A 24,223-nucleotide genomic window follows, 5' to 3' on the forward strand; every position below is an offset into this window, starting at 1 on the left:
CTTGAGGCTCTTGCCGTTCGGCTGGAACGGTTCTAGGTTAAACCGCGTATTAAGCGCGCTTACCGCGCTTGACACATTTCCTGGATCCACAGAGGACACCGTGCCCGAACGCACCCGCACCGCCGAACGCTACGCCAGAGCGCTCGCCGCCGCCGTCGCCGCCGTGGGCTGCCTGCTGCTGGCCGCGAACGCGGGCCCGGCGGCCCCGGACGGCGCCTCGGCCCCGGCCTCCCCGCCGGCGGCGGACACCGCCCCGGACCCGGACGGGCCGGCCACGGTGGACGGCTGACGCCGGGCCCCGGACTCACCCCGGGGTCGGAGCCGGCTCAGCCCTGGGTCTGGAGCCGGCTCAGCTCCCGCTGCACATGGTCCAGGGCGCCCTCGCGGCGGCCCGGCACCCGGCCCCGCAGCGCGGCGAGGGCGGCGCCCAGCTCCCTGGCCCGTCCGGCGTCGCGGATCAGCCCCCACTGGTGGTGGGCCCGGTCGACGGCCGCCTCGACGGCGGGCGCCTGCGGCGGCTGACCGGCGCGCAGCCGGTTCTCCGCCACGGTGAGCCAGGCCCGGCAGCTGCGCACCGGGTCGCCCGCGAACATCGACAGGTCGGCCCGCACCTCCGCCCAGTGCAGCGCGTCCTCGGAGGCGGGCCCGTGCGCCTGGGCGGCGGCCCGCTCGTGCCGGGCGGCGAGCGCGTCGGCGTCGCGGTGGCGGCCGGAGCGCACGGCGGCGGCGATGACGGCGTGCGGGTCGCCCGCCACCGGCCCCGGCGCCGTCAGCACCAGGTCGGCGTCGACCGCCGCGCCCTCGGCCGCCATGCGGGCCAGCGCCTGCTGGTGCAGTTCGTGCGGAGGCGGCCGGTACCCGCTGCGCAGGATCGTCGCGACGCCCCGCATGTACGAGGGGACGGCCACCGTCCGCCGGGCGGGCGGCGGCGCGACGCGGCCGTAGACGGCGTTGTTGCGCCCGCAGTCCAGCGGGTGCTCCCGCAGCCACTGCCAGGCCTCGTGGTCGGCGTGCAGGTCGAGCAGCAGCGTCGTCGCGCCGCTCGGCCGCAGCCGCAGCTCCTCGCGGATCCAGTGCCAGGGCAGGGCGGTGTAGCGGACGGTCGACGGTGTCGTCCTGGCCAGCGCCAGGTGCGGCAGGCGCTGGCGCCGGTCCAGTTGGAGCTGCCCGGTCACGTAGACGGTCAGCGGTCCCGGGGCCGCCGCCGCGGCGCGCAGCCGGGTGAGGACGGCCTGCGGCTCCAGCGGGTCGGCGAGTTCGACGACGTTGGCCGTGTCGGCGCCGGAGAGCACGGCGGGCGGCACCGCCGCGAACACGGGGAGCACGGAGGCGGCGTCCACCAGGCACCCGCGGCCCACGGGCGCCGCCGCGAGCAGCAGCACGGTTCCGGGCATGTCCCCTCCCATCCCTCCCCTGTCGATCACGTACCGCAGCACCGTAACCGCTGCGGCCGCGAAGCGGGGTACTCAGGTCGGACGCCGGACACGGCGGCCCCGCCGCCCCGGGGCACACCTTGGGGGGGGCGGCTGGACCGGCTGGATGTACTGACCTGTGAGGTCGGGGACGCGGCCGGCGGGTGGTCGGCCTTTCAGTGCGGTGTGTCCGCGGTGGTGCTTGCAGGTGTGCAGCCGGCCGGGGAAGGCGACGCCGTGGCCGCGCACGCTCAGCAGTTCGTGCCGGGAGACGGCGTCGCCCCGGGCGGCGGCCCGGACCAGCCCGCCGAGGGGCTCCCACCGGCCACGTCGTACCGGCCTGCGCACGCGACCCCTCACCGGCAGAAGCGAAACACGGGCCCTTGGCCCCGCGTCCTGACTTGCCGGGCGGCGCGCCCAGGTGTGCGCTGGTAGTTCGGGGCGAGGCGAGAGGAGTGCTCCCATGGCTCACGCGGCACCGACACCCGGAACGTCCCCACGCGGACCGTTCGCACGAGGACCGTTCGCACGAGGATCGTCCACCGGCGCCGGCCCGGGCGTCGGACGGACCGGCCGCCCGGCACCGCCCGACGTCTTCGGCAGGCGGACCCACCTGCTGGCGAAGGCGGCGACGCTCCTCGCGACCGGGCTCGTCTACGGCTACTGGGAGGCGTCCATCAGCCGCCGCGGCGGCCCGATCACCGGCTGGAACCTGTTCGCCGGCTTCATGACGACGCTCGCGTTCCTCGTGCTCTACCTCGTGGTCCGGCAGATCGCCCGGCGGCTGCCGCGGGAGCCCCACGCGGCACTGTGGGGCGCGTTCTGGGGGAGCGCGGTGGGGTTCCTCTACTCGCGCAGCGGCGTGGCCATGTTCACGTGCGTCCTCATGTCGCTGATCGTGGCCGCGGCGGTGACCGGCGCGCTGGTCTACTGGTACTACACCCGCGGGGACGCGGTGGGGGCGCGGACGGCCCGCACCACCTGACCGGCTCGTCGTGGGGGGCCATCTGCAGTCACGCCGGTCGCCCGGCGCGGCCGCGGGGGCTTGCCTGGAAGGGTGTTCCCGCGTCTCAGGAGCGGCCTGTCGGCCGTGCTGATCGTCCTCGCCTGCCTGCTCGCGCCGTGCGGCACGCTGGCGGGCTGGGCCGCGTACGGGCTCGCCGACACCGGGCGGTACGTCGCGGCCACGGCGCCGCTCGCCGGCGATCCGGACGTGCGGGAAGCGGTCGCGGAACCGCTCGGCGCGGGGGTCGTGGACCAGGTCGCGGCCGGTCCCGGTCCCGTGACCGGCGCGGTACGGAGCTTCGTGCGGGACGCGGCGCGCTCGTTCACCCGGACCGAGGCCTTCCGTGAGGGCTGGGTCGCGGCCAACCGCACCGTCCACCGTGCCGTACTGCGCTCCCTGCGGGACGACGCGGCGGCCGGGCGCCCGGTCACCGTCGACCTCGCCCCCGTCACCGAACGCGTCCGGGACCGGCTCGTACGGGACAACGTGCCCTTCGCCCGGCGCATCCCGGTCCGGCACACCGAGGTCACCGTGGTCCCGGCCCGGGACGCGGACCGGCTCAGGAAGGGCTACCACGTGCTCGACGTCGCCGTCTTCTGGCTGCCGCTGGCGGCCGTCGCCTTCGCCGTCGCCGGCATCCTCCTCGCCGCCTGCCGCCGCCGCGCCGTCACGGCCGCCGGGTTCGGCACGGCCCTCGGCGGGGCGCTGCTCGGCCTCGCCGTCCTGCTCGGCCGCCGGCTCACCGTCACCGACCTCCCCGGCCCGGTGGACGGCCCCGCCGCGGGCGCCGTCTACGACGCCCTCACCGGGACCCTGCGCACGGCCGCGTGGCTCCTGGTCGCCCTCGGCCTCACGGTCGCCCTGACCTCCTGGCTCACGGGCCGCTACGGACACGTACGCGTACCGAGCCGCCGGGCCCCGGCGCAGCCGCCCACCCCCGAACCCGCCCCACCCGAGCCGCCCCGCACCCGCCTCTGAAATGGCTTGGCGGGTCCTCCACAGGGACGGGTACCGTCACCGCTCATGAACGGGACAACGACCCTGTGGCGCCCCACCGGTCCCGAGGAGCTGGCACTTGTCGAGGCCTCCGGCTGGACGGCCTGGCCGCCGCGCCTGCCCGAGCAGCCGATCTTCTACCCGGTCCTCAACGAGGACTACGCCGTCCGCATCGCCCGCGACTGGAACGTCCCCGCCTCCGGCGCCGGCTACGTGACGCGCTTCGAGGTCGACACCGCCTTCCTCGAGCGCTACCCGGTGCGGCAGACGGGCGGCGAGACGATCCTCGAACTGTGGGTCCCGGCGGAGGAGCTGCCGGAGTTCAACCGGCACATCGTGGGCCGCATCGAGGTCGTACGGGAGTTCCACTCGCCGACCGGGTAGGCGCGGCGGAACCCGGCGTCCGCGGCCGCGCGCAACTTCCGGCACCCGGTATTCGTCCTTGAGGGAGGATTCGGGCACCGCACCGCGAGCGAAGGGCCGGGACTTGGGCACCGACACGGCGACCGACGAGTGGGCGGACTACCGCGGCGGACGGGCGGAGCGACGGACGGGCCGGCGGTTCGGGGCCTGGTGCGCGGGGCTGCTGTTCACGGGCGTGAGCGTGGTCGTCGGCTGCCGTGTCGCCGACAGCGACGGCGTCACCCCGGTGCCGCAGCTGCTCGCCTTCCTGCCCTGGCTGCTGGCCCCGACCGCCGCCGGACTGCTGCTGACGCTGCTCGCCCGGTGGTGGACCGGCGCGGTGTGGGGCGTGGTGCTGCTCGGGCTGCTGGCCTGGTTCATCGAGCCGTACGGCAGGACCGGCGAGCCCGCCGGGCCGCCCGTCGCCGAGGTGCGGGTGCTGACCTCGAACGTCGAGTTCGGGCGGGGCACCGACGCCCTGATCGGCGCCGTACGGGACGAGAAGCCCGACCTCGTGTTCGTACAGGAGTGCGAATATACGTGCGACGCGGCCCTGCGGCGCGAACTCGCCGCCGACTACCCGAACCGGCGGGCCGTCGAGGGCGGCGGCTCCAAGGGCTCCGTCATCCTGAGCGCCTTCCCGCTCACGGCCGCTCCCGGCGTCCCCGGCACCATGGGCATGCCCGCCGCCGTCGCCGACGTACGCGGCCACGCCGTACGGCTCCAGCTCGCCCACCCGATGCCGCCGCTGCCGGACCAGGTGGGCCTGTGGCGCGAGGAGCTGGACGCCGTGCGCGACGCCGCCGCCGGGGACCGCGGGGCGCCCGCGGTCCTGGCCGGCGACTTCAACGCCTCCCAGGACCACGCCGCCTTCCGCCGCATCCTCGATGCGGGACTGCACGACGCGGCCCGGCTGGCGGGCGAGGACCGCACACCCAGCTGGCCCGCGCGGACCCTCCCCGCGTTCGGCACGCAGATCGACCACGTCCTGGTCTCCGAGGACTTCGCCGCGCACGGCGCCCGGTTCCTGGACCTGGCCGACACCGACCACCGCGCGCTGGTCGTCGACCTGACCCTGCACGCGGCGGACGGCTGACCGCCTCCTCTGCTCCGGGTGTCGCGGTCGGATCAGACGCCGATGTCGCGGCCGTCCGCGCGCCACACCGCCACGACCGCCGGGCGCACGATCCTGCCGGGTCCGTCGGGCCAGGTGCTGGCCGGCTCCTCCACGGAGGCGCCGTCGACCTCGCCCGGGTGCTGCACGGCGACCAGCACACGCCGGTCCTGGACGAGCGGGCCGCAGGTCTCCGCACCGGTCGGCACGGTCAGGAACTGCTTCAGCTCACCGCGCCGGTCGCCCTTGGTCGCCACGCCGAAGAGCCCGTCGTGGGTGCCGAGCGCGTTGCCGTCGGTGGAGATCCACAGGTTGCCGTGGTCGTCGAAGGCGACGTTGTCGGGGCAGGAGATCGGGCTGACCCGGTCCTTGGGGAAGCCCGCGAAGTAGGTCGCCGGGTCCTCCGGGTCGCCCGCGACGAGGAACAGCGACCAGCCGAAGGAGGTGGCGTCGGCCCGGTTCCACCGCTCGGTCAGCTCCAGGACGTGGCCGTGCTTGTTGGCGTTGCGCGGGTTGGCCTCGTCCGCCTTGGCCTTCGCGTCCACGCCCCGGTCGGTGTTGTTGGTGAGGGCGACGTACACCTTGCCGGTCGTCGGGGACGGCTCGATGTCCTCCGGGCGGTCCATCTTGGTCGCGCCGGCCTTGTCACCGGCGAGCCGCGTGAACACGCAGACCTCCTCGGCGCTCATGCCCTCGACGTGCGAGACCGCGCCATGCTCCGTGGCGGTGACCAGCGGGATCCACCGGCCGCTCCCGTCGAACTCGCCGTCGCTCGGCAGCGTGCCCGAGCCGTCGATCTCGATCGCCGGGGAGTCGCCGCTGAGCTTGGCGACGTACAGCGTGCCCTCGTCGAGCAGCGACAGGTTGTGCTCGCGCGCCCAGCGGGAGTTCCCGTGCCGCATCCGCTTGCTGCCGACGAACTTGTAGAAGTAGTCGAACCGCTCGTCGTCACCGGTGTAGACGACCGGACGCCCGTCACCGGTCAGCCGCACGGTCGCGGCCTCGTGCTTGAACCGGCCGAGCAGCGTGTGCTTGCGCGGCGTGGAGTCGGGGTCGTACGGGTCGAGTTCGACGACGTACCCGAAGCGGTGCACCTCGTTCGGCTCCTGCGCCACGTCGAAGCGCCGGTCGAACCGCTCCCACTTGCGCTCGGTGGCCCCGGTGCCGATGCCGTACCGCTTGTCGGTGTCGCTGGAGGCGTTGGCGAAGTACTGGTTGAAGTTCTCCTCGCCGTGCAGCGTCGTGCCCCAGGGAGTGGTGCCGCCGGAGCAGTTGTTGAGGGTGCCGAGCACCTTGCGGCCGCTGCGGTCGGCGGACGTCCTCACCAGGTCGGAACCGGCGGCGGGCCCGGTCAGCCGGAACTCGGTGGTGGCGGTGACCCGCCGGTTCAGGCGGTGCCGGGAGACGGCAGTCAGGCGGCCGCTCCGCTTCTCCTCCTCCACGGCGACGACGGACAGCCCGTGCGCCGCCCAGGCGATCTCGACCTGCTCGCGGGTCGGGTTCTCGGGGTCGTAGCCGCGGAACATGAGCACCTCGTCGGTGTACTCGTGGTTCGCGACGAGGAGCTGGCGGTCGTGCTCGCCGCGCAGGGGCAGCAGCGCGAGGAAGTCGTTGTTGTACCCGAACTGCCCGGCCTGCGCCCCGGCGCTCTGCTTCTCCGGGTCGAAGGCGGGCGCCCCGCGCAGAATGGGTTCACCCCAACGGATCACGACGTCCTGGCGGTACCCCTCCGGAACGGTGACGGTGTCGTCGGTGTTGGGCGCGACGGGCGTGAACCGCAGCCCGCGCGCACCCTGCGGTTTCGACGGTTTCCCGGGCCCGTTCCCGTGCCCCTTTCCAGCCGCGGGCGCGGCCTGCGCCGACGGCGCCCCGGCGACCCCCGCGGCTCCGGCGCCCGCCGCCGCGACGGTGACGACGGCGGCGGCCCGCATCATCGAACGGCGGCTGAGCGCACCGGCGATGACGTCACCGGCGTACTCGTTGCCGCTGGTGTTCGGCACCTCGTGGAAACAGGCGTCGCCGCACCGGAAACGGCAGGTCATGGCGGACCTCCCGCCGGGGTGCGAACCGGACGGCGTTCCGATCAACGGCAGCAGCTTGCGCACTGTGTTCTCCCCTTGAGAAACCCTGAATACCCTTGGCGTCAGCGCGACCGTAGGTGCGCACACGTGCGGGAGCCGGGCATCGCGGTGAACGACGGGTGAACCCGCGGAAGCGATGGGGGATCGCGGCACCGGCCGGATCCGGTCTTGACGTCTCCGTGCGTGCGTGGCAGACCCTGCACAAGATCACAAGCCGGGACCGCTAACCTTACGTGTCCGTCCTGGCCAGGGATTGACGGGCATCAACTCACGCGAAGGGTTGCGCACATGGGCATTCTCACTCTCCTGCGGAACGCGTTCGGCCGGTCACGCAAAGAACGGGCCGCTCAGACGGAGGGTGCGACGCAGGAGACGGCACCGGCCGTCACCGCGCCGGAGCCGAAGCTCCCGTCGCAGCCGGCCGCACCGGCGGAGCCGGACCCCTCCGAGCCCCCGGCCCAGCCGGAGGCCACCCCCCAGGTCCCCGAGCCCCGCTCGGAATCCACTCCCGCCCCGGCTGCCGCCTCCACCTCCACCTCCACCGACGAGCACGACCTCGTCAAGGCCGCCTTCACCAACATCACGGTCCCGAAGCCGACGGACCCGGAACCGGAGCCGCAGTCCGAGGCGGCCCCGGAGCCGGCGGCAGAGCCCCAGCCCGAGGCAAAGCCGGACCCGCAGCCCGAGCCGAAGCCGAAGACCGAGCCGCAGCCCGACCCGAAGACCGAGCCGGCCCCGGAGCCGGCCGCAGAGCCGCAGTCCGAGGCCGAGCCCGAGCCGGCCCCGGCCCCGGCACCCGAACCGGCCCCGGACCCGGCACCCGCCGACGGCGACAAGGCCCCACAGGGGCCACCCGCACCCGGCAACGAAAGCAGCACGGACGGTGCGGGTGGGAACACGGACACCGAAGGCGAAGCCGAGGCGACCAAGGCCACCCCGCCGGAGGCAACCGCCCCGAAACCCGCGACCAGCGCCGCCAGGCTCCGCTCCCAGGCCCCGGGACTCACCACCGCCTACAAGGCCGCCGGCGCCGCCCTGAAGAAGCACGGCCTCACCGGCACCCGCGCCAGGGTCCACCTCGTCCTCGACCGCTCCGCGTCGATGCGCGCGTACTTCAAGGACGGTTCCGCCCAGGCCCTCGCCGAGCAGACCCTCGCGCTCGCCGCCCACCTCGACCCCGAGGCCGCGGTCCACGTCACGTTCTTCTCCACGGAAGTGGACGGCACCGGAGAGCTGACCCTCGCCGACCACGAGAACAAGATCGACGAGCTGCACGGAGCGCTCGGCCGCATGGGCCGCACCGCCTACCACGCCGCCGTCGAGGCCGTCCTCGCCCACCACGCCGAACACGCGCCCCCCGGCACCCCCGCGCTGGTGGTCTTCCAGACCGACGGCGCCCCCGACGCGAAGACCCCCGCCACCCAGTCCCTCACGGACGCCGCGGCGAAACACCCGAACGTGCACTTCTCCTTCGTCGCCTTCGGTGACCCGGAGAACAAGGCCTTCGACTACCTCCGCAAGCTCAAGACGGGCAACGCGTCCCACTTCCTGGCGGGCGAGACCCCCAAGGAGCTCACCGACAAGGAGCTCTACGAAGGCGTACTGGCCACCTGGCGCCCGTAAGCACGGCACCCGCGCGGCACCCGCGCGACCGCGCACCGCAGCCGCCCTCGGGGGGTGGACCGGGGACCCCCCGGTCCACCCCCCGAAACGCGTGTGAGCCGTTCTCCGCCGGGCCAGTAGGATTTCGACCATGGCGGCCACTGGAACCGAGAAGCAGGGGGCGAAGGCGTACTACGTCTCGACCCCCATCTACTACGTGAACGACGCTCCTCACCTGGGCCACGCCTATACGACCGTCGCAGGCGACGTGCTCACCCGCTGGCACCGCCAGCGCGGTGAGAAGGTGTGGTACCTCACCGGCACGGACGAGCACGGTCAGAAGATCATGCGCACGGCCGAGGCGAACGGGGTCACCCCGCAGGCCTGGGCCGACAAGCTCGTCACCGAGGCCTGGAAGCCCCTGTGGGAGCACCTCGACATCGCGAACGACGACTTCATCCGCACCACGCAGAAGCGGCACACCGACCGCGTCCAGGAGTTCGTGCAGGACCTGTACGACAAGGGCGAGATCTACAAGGGCGGCTACGAGGGCCCGTACTGCGTGGGCTGCGAGGAGTACAAGCTCCCCGGCGAGCTGCTCGACGGCGAGGGCGAGTACGCGGGCCAGAAGCTGTGCCCGATCCACAAGAAGCCGGTGGAGATCCTCAGCGAGGAGAACTACTTCTTCAAGCTGAGCGAGTACAGCGAGAAGCTGCTCGCCCACTACGAGGCCAACCCGGGCTTCATCCAGCCCGAGTCCGCGCGCAACGAGGTCGTGAACTTCGTCCGCCAGGGCCTGCAGGACCTCTCCATCTCCCGCTCGACCTTCGACTGGGGCGTGCCGGTCCCCTGGGACGACAAGCACGTCATCTACGTGTGGGTCGACGCCCTGCTGAACTACGCCACGGCGGTCGGCTACAACGAGGACCCGGAGAGGTTCGCGTCGACGTTCCCGGCCGACGTGCACCTGGTCGGCAAGGACATCCTCCGGTTCCACGCGATCATCTGGCCGGCGATGCTGATGGCGCAGGGCCTGCCGCTGCCCGGCAAGGTCGCCGCGAACGGCTGGCTCATGGTCGGCGGCGAGAAGATGTCGAAGTCCAACCTGACCGGCATCAAGCCGCAGGACCTGACCTCGCACTTCGGCGTGGACGCGTACCGCTGGTACTTCCTGCGCGCGATCGCGTTCGGTCAGGACGGCTCGTTCTCCTGGGAGGACTTCTCCGCCCGCTACACGAGCGAGCTGGCCAACGACTACGGCAACCTCGCCTCCCGCGTCGCGGCCATGGTCGCCAAGTACTTCGGCGGTGAGCTGCCGGCCTCGACGGCCGACGGGGACGCCGAGGAGGCCATCCACTCCGGTCTGACCAGGGCGGTCACGGAGGCGGACCGCAAGATCGGTGAGGAGCTGGACTTCCAGGGCGGCATCCTGGCGGTCTTCGACTTCGTCAAGCAGGTCAACGGCTACATCACCGAGCAGGAGCCCTGGAAGGTCGCCAAGGACGAGTCCCCGCAGGGCAGGGCCCGCCTGGCGACGATCCTCTACACGGCCGCCGAGTCGCTGCGCGCCGTGGCGGTCCTCCTCAACCCGGTCATGCCGGACACCTCGCGGAAGCTCTGGGACTCCCTCGGTGCGGAGGCCGCCCTCGGCGCCCTCGCGGAGCAGAAGGTCCAGGAGGCGGCGGACTGGGGCCGGCTGCCCGCCGGAACCACGGTCACCAAGGGCGCGGTGCTGTTCCCGCGTCTCGAGGAGAAGCCGACCGCGTAACACGCTCGCTACAGCACGGGGCCCGGGAGGGGGCAGGCCTTCTCCCGGGCCCCGCGCTTTGCGAAGCTCGGACCACAACGATCTCAGAGGGGGGCATCCATGGCACTGTTCGGCAACGCGCACAGCATCAATCCGGCCCAGGCGCAGCAGGAGTACGCACGCCTGCTCGGCCACGGCGAACAGGTCCACGCGGCCTACCTGCTGATCCGCGACACCATCCTGTTCACCGACCGGCGACTGATCCTGATCGACAAGCAGGGCATCACCGGTAAGAAGACGGAGTACCACTCGGTCCCGTACCGCAGCATCTCGCACTTCTCGGTCGAGACGGCCGGCCACTTCGACCTCGACGCCGAACTGAAGATCTGGCTCTCGGGCTCCCAGACCCCGATCGAGAAGACCTTCACCAAGGGCGTCGACATCTACGAGGTCCAGGCGATACTGACCCAGTTCGTGGCGCGGTAGACCGCACGACGACGGAACGCGGGAGGGCCCGGCGCCGGTGACTCACCGGCGCCGGGCCCTTCTGCTCGTCCTGCGCGTCCTGCGCGTCCCGCCTGTCGGCTACTTCGGCTGCGGCTTGCGCACCGTCAGGTGCAGCTCCCGCAGCCGGGTCTCTTCCAGCTCGGTCGGCGCGCCCATCATCAGGTCCTGGGCGTTGCCGTTGAGCGGGAAGGCGATCGTCTCGCGGATGTTGGGCTCGTCGGCCAGCAGCATCACGATGCGGTCGACGCCGGGGGCGATGCCGCCGTGCGGCGGGGCGCCGAAGCGGAAGGCCCGGAGCATGCCGGCGAACTCGCGCTCGACGGTCTCCTCGTCGTAGCCCGCGATCCCGAAGGCCTTGAGCATGATCTCCGGCTCGTGGTTCCGGATCGCGCCGGAGGACAGCTCGACGCCGTTGCAGACGATGTCGTACTGCCAGGCGAGAATGTCCAGCGGGTCCTGGTTCTCCAGGGCGTCCATGCCGCCCTGCGGCATCGAGAAGGGGTTGTGGGAGAAGTCGATCTTCCCCGTCTCCTCGTCCTTCTCGTACATCGGGAAGTCGACGATCCAGCAGAACCGGAAGACGTTCTCCTCGAAGTGCCCGGCGCGCTTGGCCGCCTCGACCCGCACCGCGCCCATGATCTTCGAGACCTCGTCGAACTCGCCCGCGCCGAAGAACACCGCGTGACCGGCGGCCAGCGAGAGCCGCTTGGTCAGTTCCGCGACGTTCTCCTCGGTGAGGAACTTCGCGATCGGGCCGGTCAGCGAACCGTCCTCGGCGACGCGGACCCAGGCCAGGCCCTTCGCACCTTGCTCCACCGCGTAGTCGCCGAGCTGGTCGAAGAACTTGCGGGGCTGGCCCGCGACGTCCGGGACGGGCAGCGCACGGACGTGCTTGCCGGCGAAGGCCTTGAACTCCGAGCCCGCGAAGATGTCGCTGATGTCGGCCAGCTCCAGCCGGGCCCGCAGGTCCGGCTTGTCGGAGCCGTACTTCAGCATCGCCTCGCGGAACGGGATGCGCGGGAACGGCGACGTGACGTGCCGGCCGTTGCCGAACTCCTCGAACAGCTCGGTCATCAGCTTCTCGACCGGCTGGAAGACGTCCTCCTGCTCGACGAAGCTCATCTCGACGTCGAGCTGGTAGAACTCGCCCGGCGAGCGGTCGGCGCGGGCGTCCTCGTCGCGGAAACAGGGCGCGATCTGGAAGTACCGGTCGAAGCCGGAGATCATCAGCAGCTGCTTGAACTGCTGCGGCGCCTGCGGCAGGGCGTAGAAGCGGCCCGCGTGCAGACGGGAGGGCACGACGAAGTCGCGGGCGCCCTCGGGGGAGGTGGCGGTGAGGATGGGCGTCGCCATCTCGTTGAAGCCGAGGGCCACCATCTTGCTGCGGATCGAGGAGATGACCTGGGTGCGCAGCATGATGTTGCGGTGCATGCGCTCGCGCCGCAGGTCCAGGAAGCGGTACTCCAGCCGCCGCTCCTCGTTGACCCCGTCCTCGGTGTTGATGGTGAAGGGCAGCGGCTGGGCGGCGCCGAGCAGCTCGACCTCGCTCACCTCGACCTCGACCTCGCCGGTGGGCAAGTCGGAGTTGACGTTGTCGGCGCCGCGCGAGACGACCCGGCCGTCGACCCGTACGGTCGACTCCTTCGTCAGCTTGTCCAGCGCCTCGTAGGCCTCGGTGCCCGGACGGGCGACGAGCTGCGTGATGCCGTGGTGATCGCGCAGATCGATGAAGAGGATGCCGCCCAGGTCGCGCCGATTGTGCAGCCAGCCACTCAGCCGGACGTCGGTGCCGACGTCAGAGGAGCGGAGCTCGCCGCAGGTGTGGGACCTGTACCGATGCATCGTCGTTCATCCAGCCTTCGCGGATCGGGGATGGCGTTTCGCGTTTCACGTGAAACAACCCCAGCGTACCGGGCGCCCGTGGCCGGCTTCTTCCCCATGGACGGGTCATGGGACCGGTCCGGCGCGCCCCGGACGCCGAGGCGACGCCCCTCCGTCTCCCGGTCGTCTCCCGGTCGTCTCCTCATCGCCGCCCGGACGACCGGTGGCAGCGCGCGAATATTCCTCCCTAAAGTGGGGCAATGCGCACTGGTGCTGGTGACCCCCTGGCCGACGTGGGAGGCGTTCTCGTCGCCCTCGGGACCGGTCTGTGGCACTGGGACACCGACGCGGGAGAGGTCAAGGTGGACGCGGAGGCGGCCCGCCTGCTGGGACTGCCTGCCGAGCGGGCCCGCCTCACCGAGGCGCAGGTACGGGCCCGGCTGCACCCGGTCGACTGGAACGAGATCACCGGAGTGGTCCGGCTCGCCGTCGCCGAGGGCACCCTCGCCGAGGTCCGCATCCGCATCATGGACGAACGGGGCCATGTCCTCCGGGTGGTCCGCAGCCGTTCCCGGCCCTCCTTCGACCCCGACCGCAAGGCGTACGAACTGACCGGCACCCTCCAGGAGGTCACCGATCCGGCGCCCGGCACGCCCGCCGGGCGCAGCGCGGTCACCGGCGACTGGCGCCGCTCGCGGGAGGCCTTCCTGCTGGACGCCGGCCGGGCGCTGGCCGAGGCGCGGTCCACCGAGGAGGTGCTGCGGGTCGCGGCCGGGCTGTCGATGCCGGGGTTCTCCCCCGACGGCCTCGCGGTGTTCGGGGTGTCGGGCGACCGCCTCAGCGTCATCGGCCACCACGGGCAGCCCGAGCACGAGTCGGACCCGTTCATGGACATGTCGCTGAGCACCGACTATCCCGCCACCGAGGTGGTCCGCACCGGCCGCGCCGTCTACCTCTCCTCGCCCCAGCAGTACCGGTCCCACTACCCCATGACGTGGCCGCTCGCCGAGCGCTTCGGTCGCCAGTCGTGGGCCTATCTGCCGCTGACCGTGGCGGGCCGCACCATGGGGGCCTGGATGGCGGCCTTCACCTACCCGGTCGCCTTCACGCCGGACGAGCGCTCCGTCCTGACGACCGTGGCCCGGATGCTCGCCCAGGCCCTGTCCCGGGCCGGCGCCGCCGAGACCCAGCGGCAGCTGACCGACGGACTGCAGCGCACCATGCTGCCCGCGCTCGGCCCGCGGACGATCCCCGGCATGGACCTCGCCGCCCGCTACGTCCCCACCGGCGGCGGCCTCCAGGTCGGCGGCGACTGGTACGACATGATCCCGCTGCCCGGCGACCGCTTCGCCCTGGTCATCGGCGACGTCCAGGGGCACGACGTGCGGGCCGCCGCGCTGATGGGCCAACTGCGCATCGCCCTGCGCGCCTACGCCTCCGAGGGCCACCGCCCGGACGCGGTGCTCTCCCGCGCCTCGCACTTCTTCCACGGCCTCTCCGAGTCCTACGACGACCAGGGGGACCTGCGCTTCGCGACCTGCTACTACGCCGAGGTCGACCCCGCGACCGGCACCCTGGAGAGCGCCCGTGCCGGGCACCTGGACCCGGTGGTGCGGATGACGGACGGCACGGCGCTGATCCTCGCCACGGCCGGCGGGCTGCCGCTGGGCATCGACCCGGACTCCGACTACCCGACCACCCAGTTCGCGCTGGAGCCGGGGGACACCCTGTTGCTGTGCACGGACGGTCTGGTCGAGACCGGCGGCCACGACCTCCAGTCCGGCTGGCACCGGCTGCGGGTCACCCTGGAGGAGCACGAGGACGGCCTGGAGGAACTGGCCGACGCGCTGGTCCGGACCGTGCACGGGCCCTCATCGCACCACACCGTCGGCGCGCTCTCCGACCGGCGGGAGGACGACATCGCCCTGGTGCTGCTGCACCGGCAGGGCGGAAGCGGCGACGACGGCGCGACCCTTCCGACGCCGGTGCGCCGCACGATGCTGACGGTCTCGCAGGCGGAACCCGCGCGGATCGCCACCGCCCGGCAGCACCTGCGCGACCTGCTCCACGACTGGCCCGACGAGGAGCAGCGGGACGCGGCGGTGCTCCTGCTCTCCGAGCTGCTGACGAACGTCCTCGTGCACACCGACGCCGACGCCCTGCTGGTCGCCGAGATCGCCGGGGAGCCCGGCGAGCGGGGGATCCGGGTGGAGGTCACCGACAACGGCGACGACCTGCCGCACAAACGCCGGCCGGGGGAGATGGCGTCCTCGGGACGCGGCCTGGTCCTCATCGAACTGCTCGCGGACGCCTGGGGCGTCGCCCCGCGCGGCACGGGCAAGAGCATCTGGTACGAGCTCTACGAGTCGACGCCCCCGGCCGACGCACCGGACGGCCCCGCACCCCCCTCCCTTGCGTAACGCCCCTGCAGCTCGTGCACGACCCCGAAGGCCGCCGCGGTCAGCGGAACGGCCAGCAGCATCCCCAGGATCCCCGCCACCGACGCCCCCGCGGTGAGCGCCAGCAGCACGACCGCCGGATGCATGTGCACCGTCCGGCTCTGCACCATCGGCTGCAGCACATGCCCCTCCAGCACCTGCACCGCGAGCACCACCCCGAGCGCCCACAGCGCGATGACGAACCCGCGGTCGGCCAGCGCGACCAGCACCGCCACGGCCCCGGAGACGAACGCGCCCAGATACGGCACATAGGCACCCACGAAGACCAGCGCACCGAGCCCCACCGCGCCGGGCACGCGCAGGACCAGCAGCCCGACGGTGATGCAGACCGCGTCGATCAGCGCGATGAGCGTGGTGCCCCGCATGAAGCCCTCGACCGCCCCGAACGCCCTCCTGGCCATCGCCTCGACCATGTCCGCGCCGCCGGGCGGGGACACGGCGCGCACGGTGGTCACGGCCCGGTCGGAGTCGCGCAGGAAGAAGAAGACGAGCAGCAGCGCGAGCACGGCCATCGCGATCATCTCGCCGGCGACACTGACCCCGGTGACCACCCCGGAGGCGGCCGTACCCCCGAACTTGCCCAGCAGTTCGCGCGCGTTGGACGCCAGGTCGTCCAGCGAGGTCCCGGCCGCCCCGAAGTGGTCGGCGACCCCCTGCGCCGCGTCCCGCACCGAGGCGACGATCTGATCGCCCGTCCGGACCAGCGCGGACACCACGATGTAGACGGCCCCGCCCACCACCGCCACCACGGCGACGCAGGTCAGCGCGGCGGCCAGCGACCGCTGCACATGCGCCCGCACCAGCCGCGCGTGCAGCGGCCTGAGCAGCGCGGTGCCCAGCAGCGCGAGCAGCGCCGGCGTCACCGCCGTACGCAGCTCGACGCAGAGCCGGACCGCGACGTAGCCGACCCCGGCGGCGAGCAGGATGACGGCACACCACGCGGCGAACCGCCGCACAGGACCGGGAAGCAACCGCACGCCCCCAGCCGACCACGCCCCGCCCGGCCTGTCCTGAGCACACCGCCCGCCCGGGTGACCCACCACCGACGGTGCTCCGTCCCCCGCACGTGTGCCAAGCACATAAGAACAACGAAGGCGATCTCCCCCGCACGCTTACCGCGCTGAACACCCCGGCGGGATGGAATGAGGACACCGAGCACGGAGGGAGACCGTGCCGGCCCTCTCCCCGGACGACGGATCCGTCGTCTGTCCTCTCATCCCACCACTCGTTTCCCTCAGGAGGATTCCATGCGCAAGTCCCGGGTCATCGGCTTCGTGGCGGCGGCGATCGTGACGCTCGGCCTGACGTCCGGCGTGGCCAGCGCCGCAGGCACGTCCTGGAGCGGCGACGCGAAGCCGACCACGCCGTCCGGCAGCACCGCCGCCGAGGACAAGGGCGGCACCCTGCCCGAGGGCGTGGCCGTCGAGCGCACCAAGGACGGCATCAAGGTCCGCAAGCTCACCGAGGAGGAGCTGGCCGACACCCACGGCGCCAAGCCGACCAAGCCCCTCCCCGAGCACGCCCCCACCACCGGCGACAAGCCGGGCAAGTAACCGCCCGTACCGCCGCCACGAGGCCGGTGGCCCGCAGTCGGAACCTGCGGGCCACCGGCCCACCGGCCGGCTTGGCGAGGCGGCTGATTGGCGCGGGACCATGACGACATGACGAAGCAGATCAAGGAGGCGCCTCCGGCGGAGCAAGCCGTCGGTGAGCCGGTGCTCTCCGCCTACCAGCGGGCGCTGCGGGACCGACTGCTCGCTGCCCCCGTCATTCCCGCGCCCGCGCCTTGGCGGCCCGTCTTCGAGTACGCGTACGGCGTCCCTGTCGGCGGACTGCTCGGCATCGGCTTCGCGTCGCACCCCAGCAGCGGACGCGACCTGGTCATGGTCGTCTCGCACGCCGGTCACGGTCTCTTCGACGCCGTCACCGGGGAGAAGATCGCAAGGGACCGCGACCCGGACCCCGAGGGCAGCACCCCCGACGGTGCCCCCGACCTGACTTGCCCCGGACCGGGGCCGATCGCCGGCAGCCGCGTACCCGTCGCCGGGCTCTTCGGCGGGGGGTTGCACACCACGACCGGAGACGGCTGGACCCTGGAGGCTGTCACACCGGCTTGGCCCAACGACCGTGTGCTCCTCTCGGCCGACGGCGGGCTTCCCCACTCCGGTCCGCATGGAGAGCAGTGGTGGCACATCTTCCACGCCACGTACTCGGAACTCCGGGCCTTCGGCTTCTCGCCCTCCGGAGAGACCATCGCCGTCGCAACGAGCAGTGACCTCTCCCTCTGGACGCGCCACCCTGCGCAGAGCAACGAGGACGTCGCTCGGCAACGCGGCGGCGCCTGACGCGGCCTCCCGGAACGGCCGTCGCCGACCCCGGTGCAGAGCTGTATTCGAGGTGCCCCGACGCGTACCGGTCGGGTAGCGTGCCGGCCATGTCGAGTCCTGAGTCGGACAGGGTGGGGGCTTTCGGTCACGCCGTCGGCCCCCTCAACCGCTGAGCCCGTAGTCCTGTCGTCGCGCCGCCTTCCGCGGCGGGACGGATGTGCGCCCGGGGCCGGCCGCGGTGACGAGATGACTTCACGTGCCTCTCCTCACCTCGGAGCCACTCGATGCCTCTCCCGCTGTACCTGCTCGCCATGGCCGCCTTCGCCATGGGCACCTCGGAGTTCATGCTCGCCGGCCTCCTGCCGGACATCGCCTCGGATCTTGACGTCACCGTCGGTACAGCAGGCGTTCTCACCTCTGCCTTCGCGCTCGGCATGGTCGTCGGCGCTCCCTTGGTGGCCGCGTTCGCCCGTAACTGGTCCAGGCGCCCCAGCCTTCTCGGGTCCGTCCTCGTGTTCGCGGCGGCTCACGCCGTGGGCGCCGTCACCACGAGCTTCCCCGTCCTGCTCGCCACCCGAGTCGTCGCCGCACTCGCGAACGCCGGGTTCCTCGCTGTTGCTCTGACGGCCGCGGCCGCGCTGGTCCCACCCGACAGGAAGGGACGCGCGCTGAGCGTCCTGCTGGCGGGCACGACGTCGGCCATGATCGCCGGTGTACCGGGCGGGTCGGCTCTCGGTACGGTGTTCGGCTGGCGGGCCACTTTCTGGGCCGTCGCCGCTCTCTGCCTGCCGGCGGCTCTCGGCATCCTGAAGGGGGTCCCGGCAGGGCACCGCGCGGAGGAGGCGACCGGGAGGCCGGTGCTGCGGGCGGAGCTCGCCCAGCTCACCAGGTTGCCCCTGGTCGTCGTGATGCTGCTCGGAGCACTGGTGAACGCGGCGACCTTCGGAAGCCTCACCTTCCTCGCCCCCGTGGTGACCGACAGCGCCGGGCTGGGCGAGTTGTGGGTCTCCGTTGTCCTGGTGCTCTTCGGGACCGGTTCCTTCGCGGGCGTCACTCTCGCCGGACGGCTGTCCGACCGGCATCCCGGTCGGGTCGTCGCGGTCGGCGGTCCGTTGCTGCTCGTCGGCTGGCCGGCCACGGCCGTGCTGGCCACTGAACCGGTGGCCCTGTTCGTGCTCGTGTTCGTGCAGGGCACGCTGTCGTTCGCGCTGGGCACCACGCTGATCACGCGGGTCCTCTACGAGGCCGCGGCAGCCCCCGGCATGGCCGGCTCGTACGCGACCGCGGCGCTCAACGTGGGCGCCGCCGTCGGCCCCGTCGTCGCCGCGGCCACCCTCGGCACCGGGGCCGGGACCCTGGGACCGCTGTGGGCGAGTGGCCTCCTCGTAGCGGTCGCGCTGCTCATCGCGTTGCCCCTCCTCACCGGCGTCACGGCGAGCCGAGGCGGCGATGCCCTGCGGTGACCCGTGCGGACGCATGGTGCGGAGCGTGGGTCTCGTGTCCTCGGGTGATGCGAGCCCACCGTCCGGTCAGTCGTGGGAGGCGGGGCATCTCCCCGGCCCGGCGGACCGTCGCTCGGCGGCCTCGGGCCTCGGCCCTGGTGCCGTCAAGAGGCCGGTGGCCCCGCAGTCGCGATCTGCGGGGCCACCGGCCTCATGGAACACGTTCGGTCAGTTCCCCGGGCCCTTCGATGTCATCCCGTGCACCGCGGGGACCGTGCCCAGGCGGCCCTTCTGGAAGTCCTCGAAGGCCTGCTGGAGTTCGTCGCGGGTGTTCATGACGAACGGGCCGTAGTGGGCCATGGGCTCGCGGATCGGCCGGCCGCCGAGGAGGACGACCTCCAGGTCCGGCGTGTGCGCGTCCTGCTTCTCGTCCGCGCGGACGGTCAGCGAGCCGCCGGCGCCGAAGACCGCCGTCTGCCCGAGGTGGACCGGCCGCCGCTCGGCGCCCACGGAGCCGCGCCCGGCCATCACGTAGGCGAGGCCGTTGAAGTCCTCCCGCCACGGCAGCGTGACCTCGGCGCCCGGCGCGAGGGTCGCGTGGACCATCGTGATCGGCGTGTGCGTGATGCCGGGGCCGTCGTGGCCGCCCAGCTCACCGGCGATGACGCGCAGCAGCGCGCCGCCGTCGGGGGAGGCGAGCAGCTGGACGGAGCCGCTGCGGATGTCCTGGTAGCGCGGCGCCATCATCTTGTCCTTGGCCGGCAGGTTCACCCACAGCTGGAGGCCGTGGAAGAGGCCGCCCGACACGACGAGCTGCTCCGGCGGCGCCTCGATGTGCAGCAGCCCGGAGCCCGCCGTCATCCACTGGGTGTCGCCGTTGGTGATGGTGCCGCCACCGCCGTTGGAGTCCTGGTGGTCGAAGATCCCGTCGATGATGTAGGTGACGGTCTCGAAGCCGCGGTGCGGGTGCCAGGGGGTGCCCTTGGGCTCGCCGGGCGCGTACTCCACCTCACCCATCTGGTCCATCATGATGAACGGGTCGAGATGGCGGTAGTTGATCCCGGCGAACGCGCGGCGCACCGGGAAGCCCTCACCCTCGAAACCGCCGGGAGCGGTCGTGACGGTGAGCACGGGACGTGCGACGGCGTCGGCGGGCGCGGATACGCGGGGCAGCGTCAACGGGTTCTCGACGGTCACGGCAGGCATGTCGACCTCCTCGGGCGGTGTGCGCCCCACTTTAGTTGAGCGTTGAACTTCTTGCCACCTCAAACCGCGAAAGCCCGGAGGACATTCCCTCCGGGCCTTGTCGGACGTCCGTCAGCACCTATCCGTACATGCGGCGCATGGCGAAATCGACCATCTGTTCGACGGCCTTCGCGTCGAAGACCATCCGGTGCTCCCCCTCCATGTCCAGGACGAAGCCGTAGCCGGTCGGCAGCAGGTCGATCACCTCGGCGCCGGTGATCACGAAGTACTTGGACTCCTTGCCCGCGTAGCGGCGCAGTTCCTTGAGGCCGGTGAACATGGGGATCACCGGCTGCTGGGTGTTGTGGAGGGCGAGGAAGCCGGGGTTGTCGCCGCGCGGGCAGTAGACCTTCGAGGTCGCGAAGACCTGCTGGAAGTCCTCGGCGGACATCTGGCCGGTGGTGAAGGCGCGCACCGCGTCCGCGAGCGAGGGCGGGGACGGCTCGGGGTACAGCGGCGGCTGCTGCCCGTACCCGCCGCCCATCGGCTGCTGCGGCGGCGGGGCGTACTGCTGCTGGGAACCCGCGTGGGGACCGGCGGTCTGGTCGTAGCCGTACATGCCGCAAAGAGTAGCGAGTGACGGGTCACAGTTGCCCGGCTCGGGGTTGCTTCTTATTACCGACGGGTAGCATCATCGGAGCTACTGCTTGGTACGTACGTATGAGTACATGCGGACGAAGCGGTCGGAATGTGTACGGATGCGAGGAGTCGGTGCCTCGCCGATCTCTCAAGGGAGCGTCGCCATGGGGCACTACAAGCCGAATCTCCGGGACATCGAGTTCAACCTGTTCGAGGTGCTCGGCCGCGACAAGGTCTACGGCACGGGCCCGTTCGCGGAGATGGACACGGACACCGCGAAGAGCGTCCTCGACGAGCTGACCCGGCTCTCCGAGAACGAGATCGCCGAGTCGTTCGCCGACGCCGACCGCAACCCGCCGGTCTTCGACCCGGAGACCGGCACGGCGCCGGTCCCGGCGTCCTTCAGGAAGAGCTACCAGGCCTTCATGGACTCCGAGTACTGGCGGCTCGGCCTGCCCGAGGAGATCGGCGGCACCACCGCGCCGCGCTCCCTGATCTGGGCGTACGCGGAGCTGATCCTCGGCGCGAACCCGGCCGTGTGGATGTACTCCTCGGGCCCGGCGTTCGCCGGCATCCTCTTCGAGGAGGGCAACGAGGCCCAGAAGCACATCGCCGCGATCGCCGTCGAGAAGCAGTGGGGCTCCACCATGGTCCTCACCGAGCCCGACGCGGGCTCCGACGTCGGCGCCGGCCGCACCAGGGCCGTCGAGCAGGCCGACGGCTCCTGGCACATCGAGGGCGTGAAGCGCTTCATCACGTCCGGCGAGCACGACATGTCGGAGAACATCCTCCACTACGTCCTCGCCCGCCCCGAGGGCGCAGGACCCGGCACCAAGGGCCTGTCCCTCTTCCTCGTCCCGAAGTACGAGTTCGACGCCGAGACCGGCGAACTGGGCGAGCGCAACGGCGTCTACGCCACCAACGTCGAGCACAAGATGGGCCTGAAGGCCTCCAACACCTGCGAGATGACCTTCGGCGACCGCCACCCCGCCAAGGGCTGGCTGATCGGCGACAAGCACGACGGCATCCGCCAGATGTTCCGGATCATCGAGTTCGCGCGGATGATGGTCGGCACGAAGGCCATCTCGACCCTGTCGACCGGCTACCTCAACGCCCTGGAGTACGCCAAGGAGCGCGTCCAGGGCCCCGACCTGGCCAACTTCATGGACAAGAAGGCCCCCAAGGTCACCATCACGCACCACCCCGACGTCCGCCGCTCCCTCATGACGCAGAAGGCGTACGCGGAGGGCATGCGCGCGCTGGTGATGTACACCGCCTCCGTCCAGGACGAGATCCAGGTCAAGGAGGCGAACGGCGAGGACGCCGCCACCGAGCACGCCCTCAACGACCTGCTCCTGCCGATCGTCAAGGGCTACGGCTCGGAGAAGGCGTACGAGCAGCTCGCCCAGTCGCTGCAGACCTTCGGCGGCTCCGGGTTCCTCCAGGAGTACCCGATCGAGCAGTACATCCGCGACGCCAAGATCGACACCCTCTACGAGGGCACCACGGCGATCCAGGGCCAGGACTACTTCTTCCGGAAGATCGTCCGCAACCAGGGCGCCGCGCTGAACTCGCTCGCCGAGGACATCAAGAAGTTCCTGGCGCTCGCCACCGGCGGCGAGGAGCTGTCCGGGGCCCGGGAGCACCTGGCCAAGGCCGCGGTCGAGCTGGAGGCCATCGTCGGCCTGATGCTCACCGACCTCGCGGCCACCGAGCAGGACGTCAAGAACATCTACAAGGTGGGCCTCAACACCACCCGCCTGCTCCAGGCCTCCGGCGACGTGATCGTCGGCTACCTGCTCCTCAAGGGCGCCGCCGTCGCCGCCGAGAAGCTGCCGACCGCGTCCGGCAAGGACAAGCCCTTCTACACCGGCAAGATCGCCGCGGCGAAGTTCTTCGCGGCCAACGTCCTGCCCGGCGTCACCCTGGCCCGCAAGGTCGCCGAGGGCGTCGAGCTCGACCTGATGGAGCTGGACGAGGCCGCCTTCTAGGGGGCGCCGTCCCGCCCCGACGTACGAGGGCCCGCTGCCCGCCCACGGGAAGCGGGCCCTCGTGCGTCGCTCGTACGTCGTTAAGGTGAACCCCATGAGCGCAGCAGCCCGCTTCGACCGCGGCCACACCGACGACCTGATGTCCTTCCTCGCGGCGAGCCCCACGCCGTACCACGCCGTGGCGAACGCCGCCGAGCGGCTGGAGAAGGCCGGCTTCCGCCAGGTCGCCGAGACGGACGCCTGGGACGGGACGAGCGGCGGCAAGTACGTGCTGCGCGGCGGTGCGATCGTGGCGTGGTACGTCCCCGAGGGCGCCGCGGCCCACACGCCGTTCCGCGTCGTCGGCGCCCACACCGACTCCCCCAACCTGCGCGTCAAGCCGCGCCCGGACACCGGGGCGCACGGCTGGCGCCAGATCGCCGTGGAGATCTACGGCGGCCCGCTGATGAACTCCTGGCTCGACCGCGACCTCGGCCTGGCCGGCCGCCTCTCGCTGCGCGACGGCACCACCCGCCTGGTCGACGTCGACCGCCCACTGCTGCGCGTGCCGCAACTCGCCATCCACATGGACCGGAACGTCTCCGCGGACGGCCTCAAGCTCGACAAGCAGCGCCACCTCCAGCCCATCTGGGGCCTCGGCGACACCGTGCGCGACGGCGACCTGATCGCCTTCCTGGAGGACGAGGCGGGCCTGGCCCGCGGCGAGGTCACCGGCTGGGACCTGATGACCCACTCCGTGGAGCCCCCGGCGTACCTGGGCCGCGACCAGGAGCTGGTGGCGGGCCCGCGAATGGACAACCTCCTGTCCGTGCACGCCGGTACGGCCGCGCTGGCCGCGGTCGCGACCTCCGGCGGGGAGCTGCCGTACCTCCCCGTCCTCGCCGCCTTCGACCATGAGGAGACCGGCTCCCAGTCGGACACCGGCGCCGACGGACCGCTCCTCGGCAGCGTCCTGGAGCGCTCGGTGTTCGCCCGCGGCGGCACCTACGAGGACCGGGCACGCGCCTTCGCCGGCACGGTCTGCCTGTCCTCCGACACGGGCCACGCCGTCCACCCCAACTACGCGGAACGGCACGACCCGACGCACCACCCGCGCGTCAACGGCGGGCCGATCCTCAAGGTCAACGTCAACAACCGCTACGCCACGGACGGTTCGGGCCGCGCGGTGTTCGCCGCCGCCTGCGAGAAGGCGGGCGTCCCCTTCCAGACCTTCGTCTCCAACAACTCCATGCCCTGCGGCACCACCATCGGCCCCATCACCGCGGCCCGGCACGGCATCAGCACCGTCGACATCGGCGTGGCCATCCTGTCGATGCACAGCGCCCGCGAGCTGTGCGGCGCCGAGGACCCGCACCTGCTGGCGAACGCGCTGGGGGCGTTCCTCCAGCCGTAGGACCGCAGGTCCTCATCCGGCCCGGAGGAGGAACGACCCCCCGCGGCATGCAGGTTGAGGCCCGGGGTACCCGAACGGAACCGGATCGACCGGAAACCC

Annotated in this window: 20 protein-coding genes and 1 pseudogene; 14 read left to right on the forward strand and 7 right to left on the reverse strand. The window is 72.1% G+C overall.

The features are described from left to right. The first annotated feature begins 100 nt into the window (after positions 1-100). Positions 101-289, forward strand: a complete 189-nt coding sequence (locus IG94_RS0116140; RefSeq protein ID WP_031036279.1) for a hypothetical protein — start codon at positions 101-103, stop codon at positions 287-289. Positions 290-326: 37 nt separating this feature from the next. Here the strand turns inward: IG94_RS0116140 and IG94_RS0116145 are convergent, their stop codons facing one another. Both IG94_RS0116145 and IG94_RS43515 read right to left on the reverse strand, forming a co-directional pair. After that, on the reverse strand, positions 327-1,394 hold the full coding sequence (locus tag IG94_RS0116145) for a serine/threonine-protein kinase (protein ID WP_031036282.1): 1,068 nt from the start codon (positions 1,392-1,394) through the stop codon (positions 327-329). A 147-nt stretch (positions 1,395-1,541) separates the two neighbouring features. Next, a pseudogene (locus IG94_RS43515) lies at positions 1,542-1,640 on the reverse strand (IS481 family transposase); the annotation flags it as partial. A 235-nt stretch (positions 1,641-1,875) separates the two neighbouring features. On the opposite strand from IG94_RS43515, the gene IG94_RS0116150 reads away from it, so the two are divergent. The 4 genes from IG94_RS0116150 (at position 1,876) to IG94_RS0116165 (ending at position 4,912) form a co-directional block, all read left to right on the forward strand. Beyond that, complete coding sequence (locus IG94_RS0116150; protein WP_031036285.1) at positions 1,876-2,397, forward strand: hypothetical protein; 522 nt, start codon at positions 1,876-1,878, stop codon at positions 2,395-2,397. A gap of 72 nt (positions 2,398-2,469) precedes the next feature. Further along, entirely contained in the window at positions 2,470-3,396 is a 927-nt protein-coding gene (locus IG94_RS0116155) for a hypothetical protein (RefSeq protein WP_043483780.1), read from the forward strand. Between the two features lie 45 nt (positions 3,397-3,441). Beyond that, the gene (locus IG94_RS0116160) at positions 3,442-3,798 is read left to right on the forward strand and encodes a hypothetical protein (RefSeq protein WP_031036292.1); all 357 of its coding nucleotides are present in this window, start codon (positions 3,442-3,444) and stop codon (positions 3,796-3,798) included. 103 nt (positions 3,799-3,901) lie between these two features. Beyond that, on the forward strand, positions 3,902-4,912 hold the full coding sequence (locus tag IG94_RS0116165; protein ID WP_031036294.1) for an endonuclease/exonuclease/phosphatase family protein: 1,011 nt from the start codon (positions 3,902-3,904) through the stop codon (positions 4,910-4,912). Positions 4,913-4,944: 32 nt separating this feature from the next. Here IG94_RS0116165 and IG94_RS0116170 read toward each other — a convergent pair whose 3' ends face one another. Next, entirely contained in the window at positions 4,945-7,035 is a 2,091-nt protein-coding gene (locus IG94_RS0116170; RefSeq protein ID WP_031036297.1) for a PhoX family protein, read from the reverse strand. Between the two features lie 264 nt (positions 7,036-7,299). On the opposite strand from IG94_RS0116170, the gene IG94_RS0116175 reads away from it, so the two are divergent. From IG94_RS0116175 to IG94_RS0116185, 3 genes are all read left to right on the forward strand, one after another. After that, the gene (locus IG94_RS0116175) at positions 7,300-8,634 is read left to right on the forward strand and encodes a VWA domain-containing protein (RefSeq protein WP_031036300.1); all 1,335 of its coding nucleotides are present in this window, start codon (positions 7,300-7,302) and stop codon (positions 8,632-8,634) included. Positions 8,635-8,764: 130 nt separating this feature from the next. Then, entirely contained in the window at positions 8,765-10,381 is a 1,617-nt protein-coding gene (gene metG, locus IG94_RS0116180; RefSeq protein WP_031036304.1) for a methionine--tRNA ligase, read from the forward strand. Positions 10,382-10,480: 99 nt separating this feature from the next. Then, on the forward strand, positions 10,481-10,846 hold the full coding sequence (locus tag IG94_RS0116185; protein ID WP_031036308.1) for a PH domain-containing protein: 366 nt from the start codon (positions 10,481-10,483) through the stop codon (positions 10,844-10,846). Positions 10,847-10,945: 99 nt separating this feature from the next. On the opposite strand, the gene aspS is transcribed toward IG94_RS0116185, so the two are convergent. Further along, positions 10,946-12,709, reverse strand: a complete 1,764-nt coding sequence (gene aspS, locus IG94_RS0116190; RefSeq protein ID WP_031036312.1) for an aspartate--tRNA ligase — start codon at positions 12,707-12,709, stop codon at positions 10,946-10,948. A gap of 239 nt (positions 12,710-12,948) precedes the next feature. Between aspS and IG94_RS0116195 the strand changes: the two genes are divergently transcribed. Beyond that, positions 12,949-15,108, forward strand: a complete 2,160-nt coding sequence (locus IG94_RS0116195) for a SpoIIE family protein phosphatase (RefSeq protein WP_031036316.1) — start codon at positions 12,949-12,951, stop codon at positions 15,106-15,108. Here IG94_RS0116195 and IG94_RS0116200 read toward each other — a convergent pair. Further along, positions 15,048-16,124, reverse strand: coding sequence for an AI-2E family transporter (locus IG94_RS0116200; RefSeq protein WP_031036319.1), 1,077 nt, complete (start codon positions 16,122-16,124; stop codon positions 15,048-15,050). The two genes, IG94_RS0116195 and IG94_RS0116200, sit on opposite strands and share 61 nt — an antisense overlap. A gap of 270 nt (positions 16,125-16,394) precedes the next feature. Here IG94_RS0116200 and IG94_RS0116205 point away from each other — a divergent pair, with 270 nt between their 5' ends. The 3 genes from IG94_RS0116205 to IG94_RS0116215 all read left to right on the forward strand — a co-directional run bounded on the left by IG94_RS0116205 (position 16,395) and on the right by IG94_RS0116215 (position 18,937). Further along, positions 16,395-16,700: a hypothetical protein gene (locus IG94_RS0116205; RefSeq protein WP_031036322.1), complete on the forward strand. Its 306-nt coding sequence runs from the start codon at positions 16,395-16,397 to the stop codon at positions 16,698-16,700. 108 nt (positions 16,701-16,808) lie between these two features. Beyond that, on the forward strand, positions 16,809-17,492 hold the full coding sequence (locus IG94_RS0116210; RefSeq protein WP_031036325.1) for a hypothetical protein: 684 nt from the start codon (positions 16,809-16,811) through the stop codon (positions 17,490-17,492). A gap of 266 nt (positions 17,493-17,758) precedes the next feature. Continuing rightward, on the forward strand, positions 17,759-18,937 hold the full coding sequence (locus tag IG94_RS0116215) for a Cmx/CmrA family chloramphenicol efflux MFS transporter (protein WP_031036327.1): 1,179 nt from the start codon (positions 17,759-17,761) through the stop codon (positions 18,935-18,937). A 207-nt stretch (positions 18,938-19,144) separates the two neighbouring features. Here IG94_RS0116215 and IG94_RS0116220 read toward each other — a convergent pair whose 3' ends face one another. Then, positions 19,145-20,122, reverse strand: coding sequence for a pirin family protein (locus IG94_RS0116220; protein ID WP_031036330.1), 978 nt, complete (start codon positions 20,120-20,122; stop codon positions 19,145-19,147). A 118-nt stretch (positions 20,123-20,240) separates the two neighbouring features. After that, complete coding sequence (locus tag IG94_RS0116225; RefSeq protein WP_031036333.1) at positions 20,241-20,720, reverse strand: SseB family protein; 480 nt, start codon at positions 20,718-20,720, stop codon at positions 20,241-20,243. A gap of 184 nt (positions 20,721-20,904) precedes the next feature. On the opposite strand from IG94_RS0116225, the gene IG94_RS0116230 reads away from it, so the two are divergent. Together IG94_RS0116230 and IG94_RS0116235 are read left to right on the forward strand one after the other, a co-directional pair. Then, positions 20,905-22,731, forward strand: a complete 1,827-nt coding sequence (locus tag IG94_RS0116230; RefSeq protein WP_031036337.1) for an acyl-CoA dehydrogenase — start codon at positions 20,905-20,907, stop codon at positions 22,729-22,731. 94 nt (positions 22,732-22,825) lie between these two features. Then, on the forward strand, positions 22,826-24,124 hold the full coding sequence (locus tag IG94_RS0116235; RefSeq protein ID WP_031036340.1) for a M18 family aminopeptidase: 1,299 nt from the start codon (positions 22,826-22,828) through the stop codon (positions 24,122-24,124). Positions 24,125-24,223: the final 99 nt, after the last annotated feature.

It is taken from the genome of Streptomyces olivaceus, from assembly GCF_000721235.1.
In the GTDB taxonomy this organism is placed as follows: domain Bacteria; phylum Actinomycetota; class Actinomycetes; order Streptomycetales; family Streptomycetaceae; genus Streptomyces; species Streptomyces olivaceus.

Bases quoted from the DNA above. Each gene is read 5' to 3' on its own strand.
- IG94_RS0116235 (WP_031036340.1), top strand. From the start codon at position 22,826: ATGAGCGCAGCAGCCCGCTTCGACCGCGGCCACACCGACGACCTGATG.
- IG94_RS0116145 (WP_031036282.1), bottom strand. From the start codon at position 1,394: ATGCCCGGAACCGTGCTGCTGCTCGCGGCGGCGCCCGTGGGCCGCGGG.
- IG94_RS0116220 (WP_031036330.1), bottom strand. From the start codon at position 20,122: ATGCCTGCCGTGACCGTCGAGAACCCGTTGACGCTGCCCCGCGTATCC.
- aspS (WP_031036312.1), bottom strand. From the start codon at position 12,709: ATGCATCGGTACAGGTCCCACACCTGCGGCGAGCTCCGCTCCTCTGAC.
- IG94_RS0116205 (WP_031036322.1), top strand. From the start codon at position 16,395: ATGCGCAAGTCCCGGGTCATCGGCTTCGTGGCGGCGGCGATCGTGACG.
- IG94_RS0116210 (WP_031036325.1), top strand. From the start codon at position 16,809: ATGACGAAGCAGATCAAGGAGGCGCCTCCGGCGGAGCAAGCCGTCGGT.
- IG94_RS0116230 (WP_031036337.1), top strand. From the start codon at position 20,905: ATGGGGCACTACAAGCCGAATCTCCGGGACATCGAGTTCAACCTGTTC.
- IG94_RS0116150 (WP_031036285.1), top strand. From the start codon at position 1,876: ATGGCTCACGCGGCACCGACACCCGGAACGTCCCCACGCGGACCGTTC.
- IG94_RS0116175 (WP_031036300.1), top strand. From the start codon at position 7,300: ATGGGCATTCTCACTCTCCTGCGGAACGCGTTCGGCCGGTCACGCAAA.
- IG94_RS0116225 (WP_031036333.1), bottom strand. From the start codon at position 20,720: ATGTACGGCTACGACCAGACCGCCGGTCCCCACGCGGGTTCCCAGCAG.
- IG94_RS0116195 (WP_031036316.1), top strand. From the start codon at position 12,949: ATGCGCACTGGTGCTGGTGACCCCCTGGCCGACGTGGGAGGCGTTCTC.
- IG94_RS0116215 (WP_031036327.1), top strand. From the start codon at position 17,759: ATGCCTCTCCCGCTGTACCTGCTCGCCATGGCCGCCTTCGCCATGGGC.
- metG (WP_031036304.1), top strand. From the start codon at position 8,765: ATGGCGGCCACTGGAACCGAGAAGCAGGGGGCGAAGGCGTACTACGTC.
- IG94_RS0116160 (WP_031036292.1), top strand. From the start codon at position 3,442: ATGAACGGGACAACGACCCTGTGGCGCCCCACCGGTCCCGAGGAGCTG.
- IG94_RS0116185 (WP_031036308.1), top strand. From the start codon at position 10,481: ATGGCACTGTTCGGCAACGCGCACAGCATCAATCCGGCCCAGGCGCAG.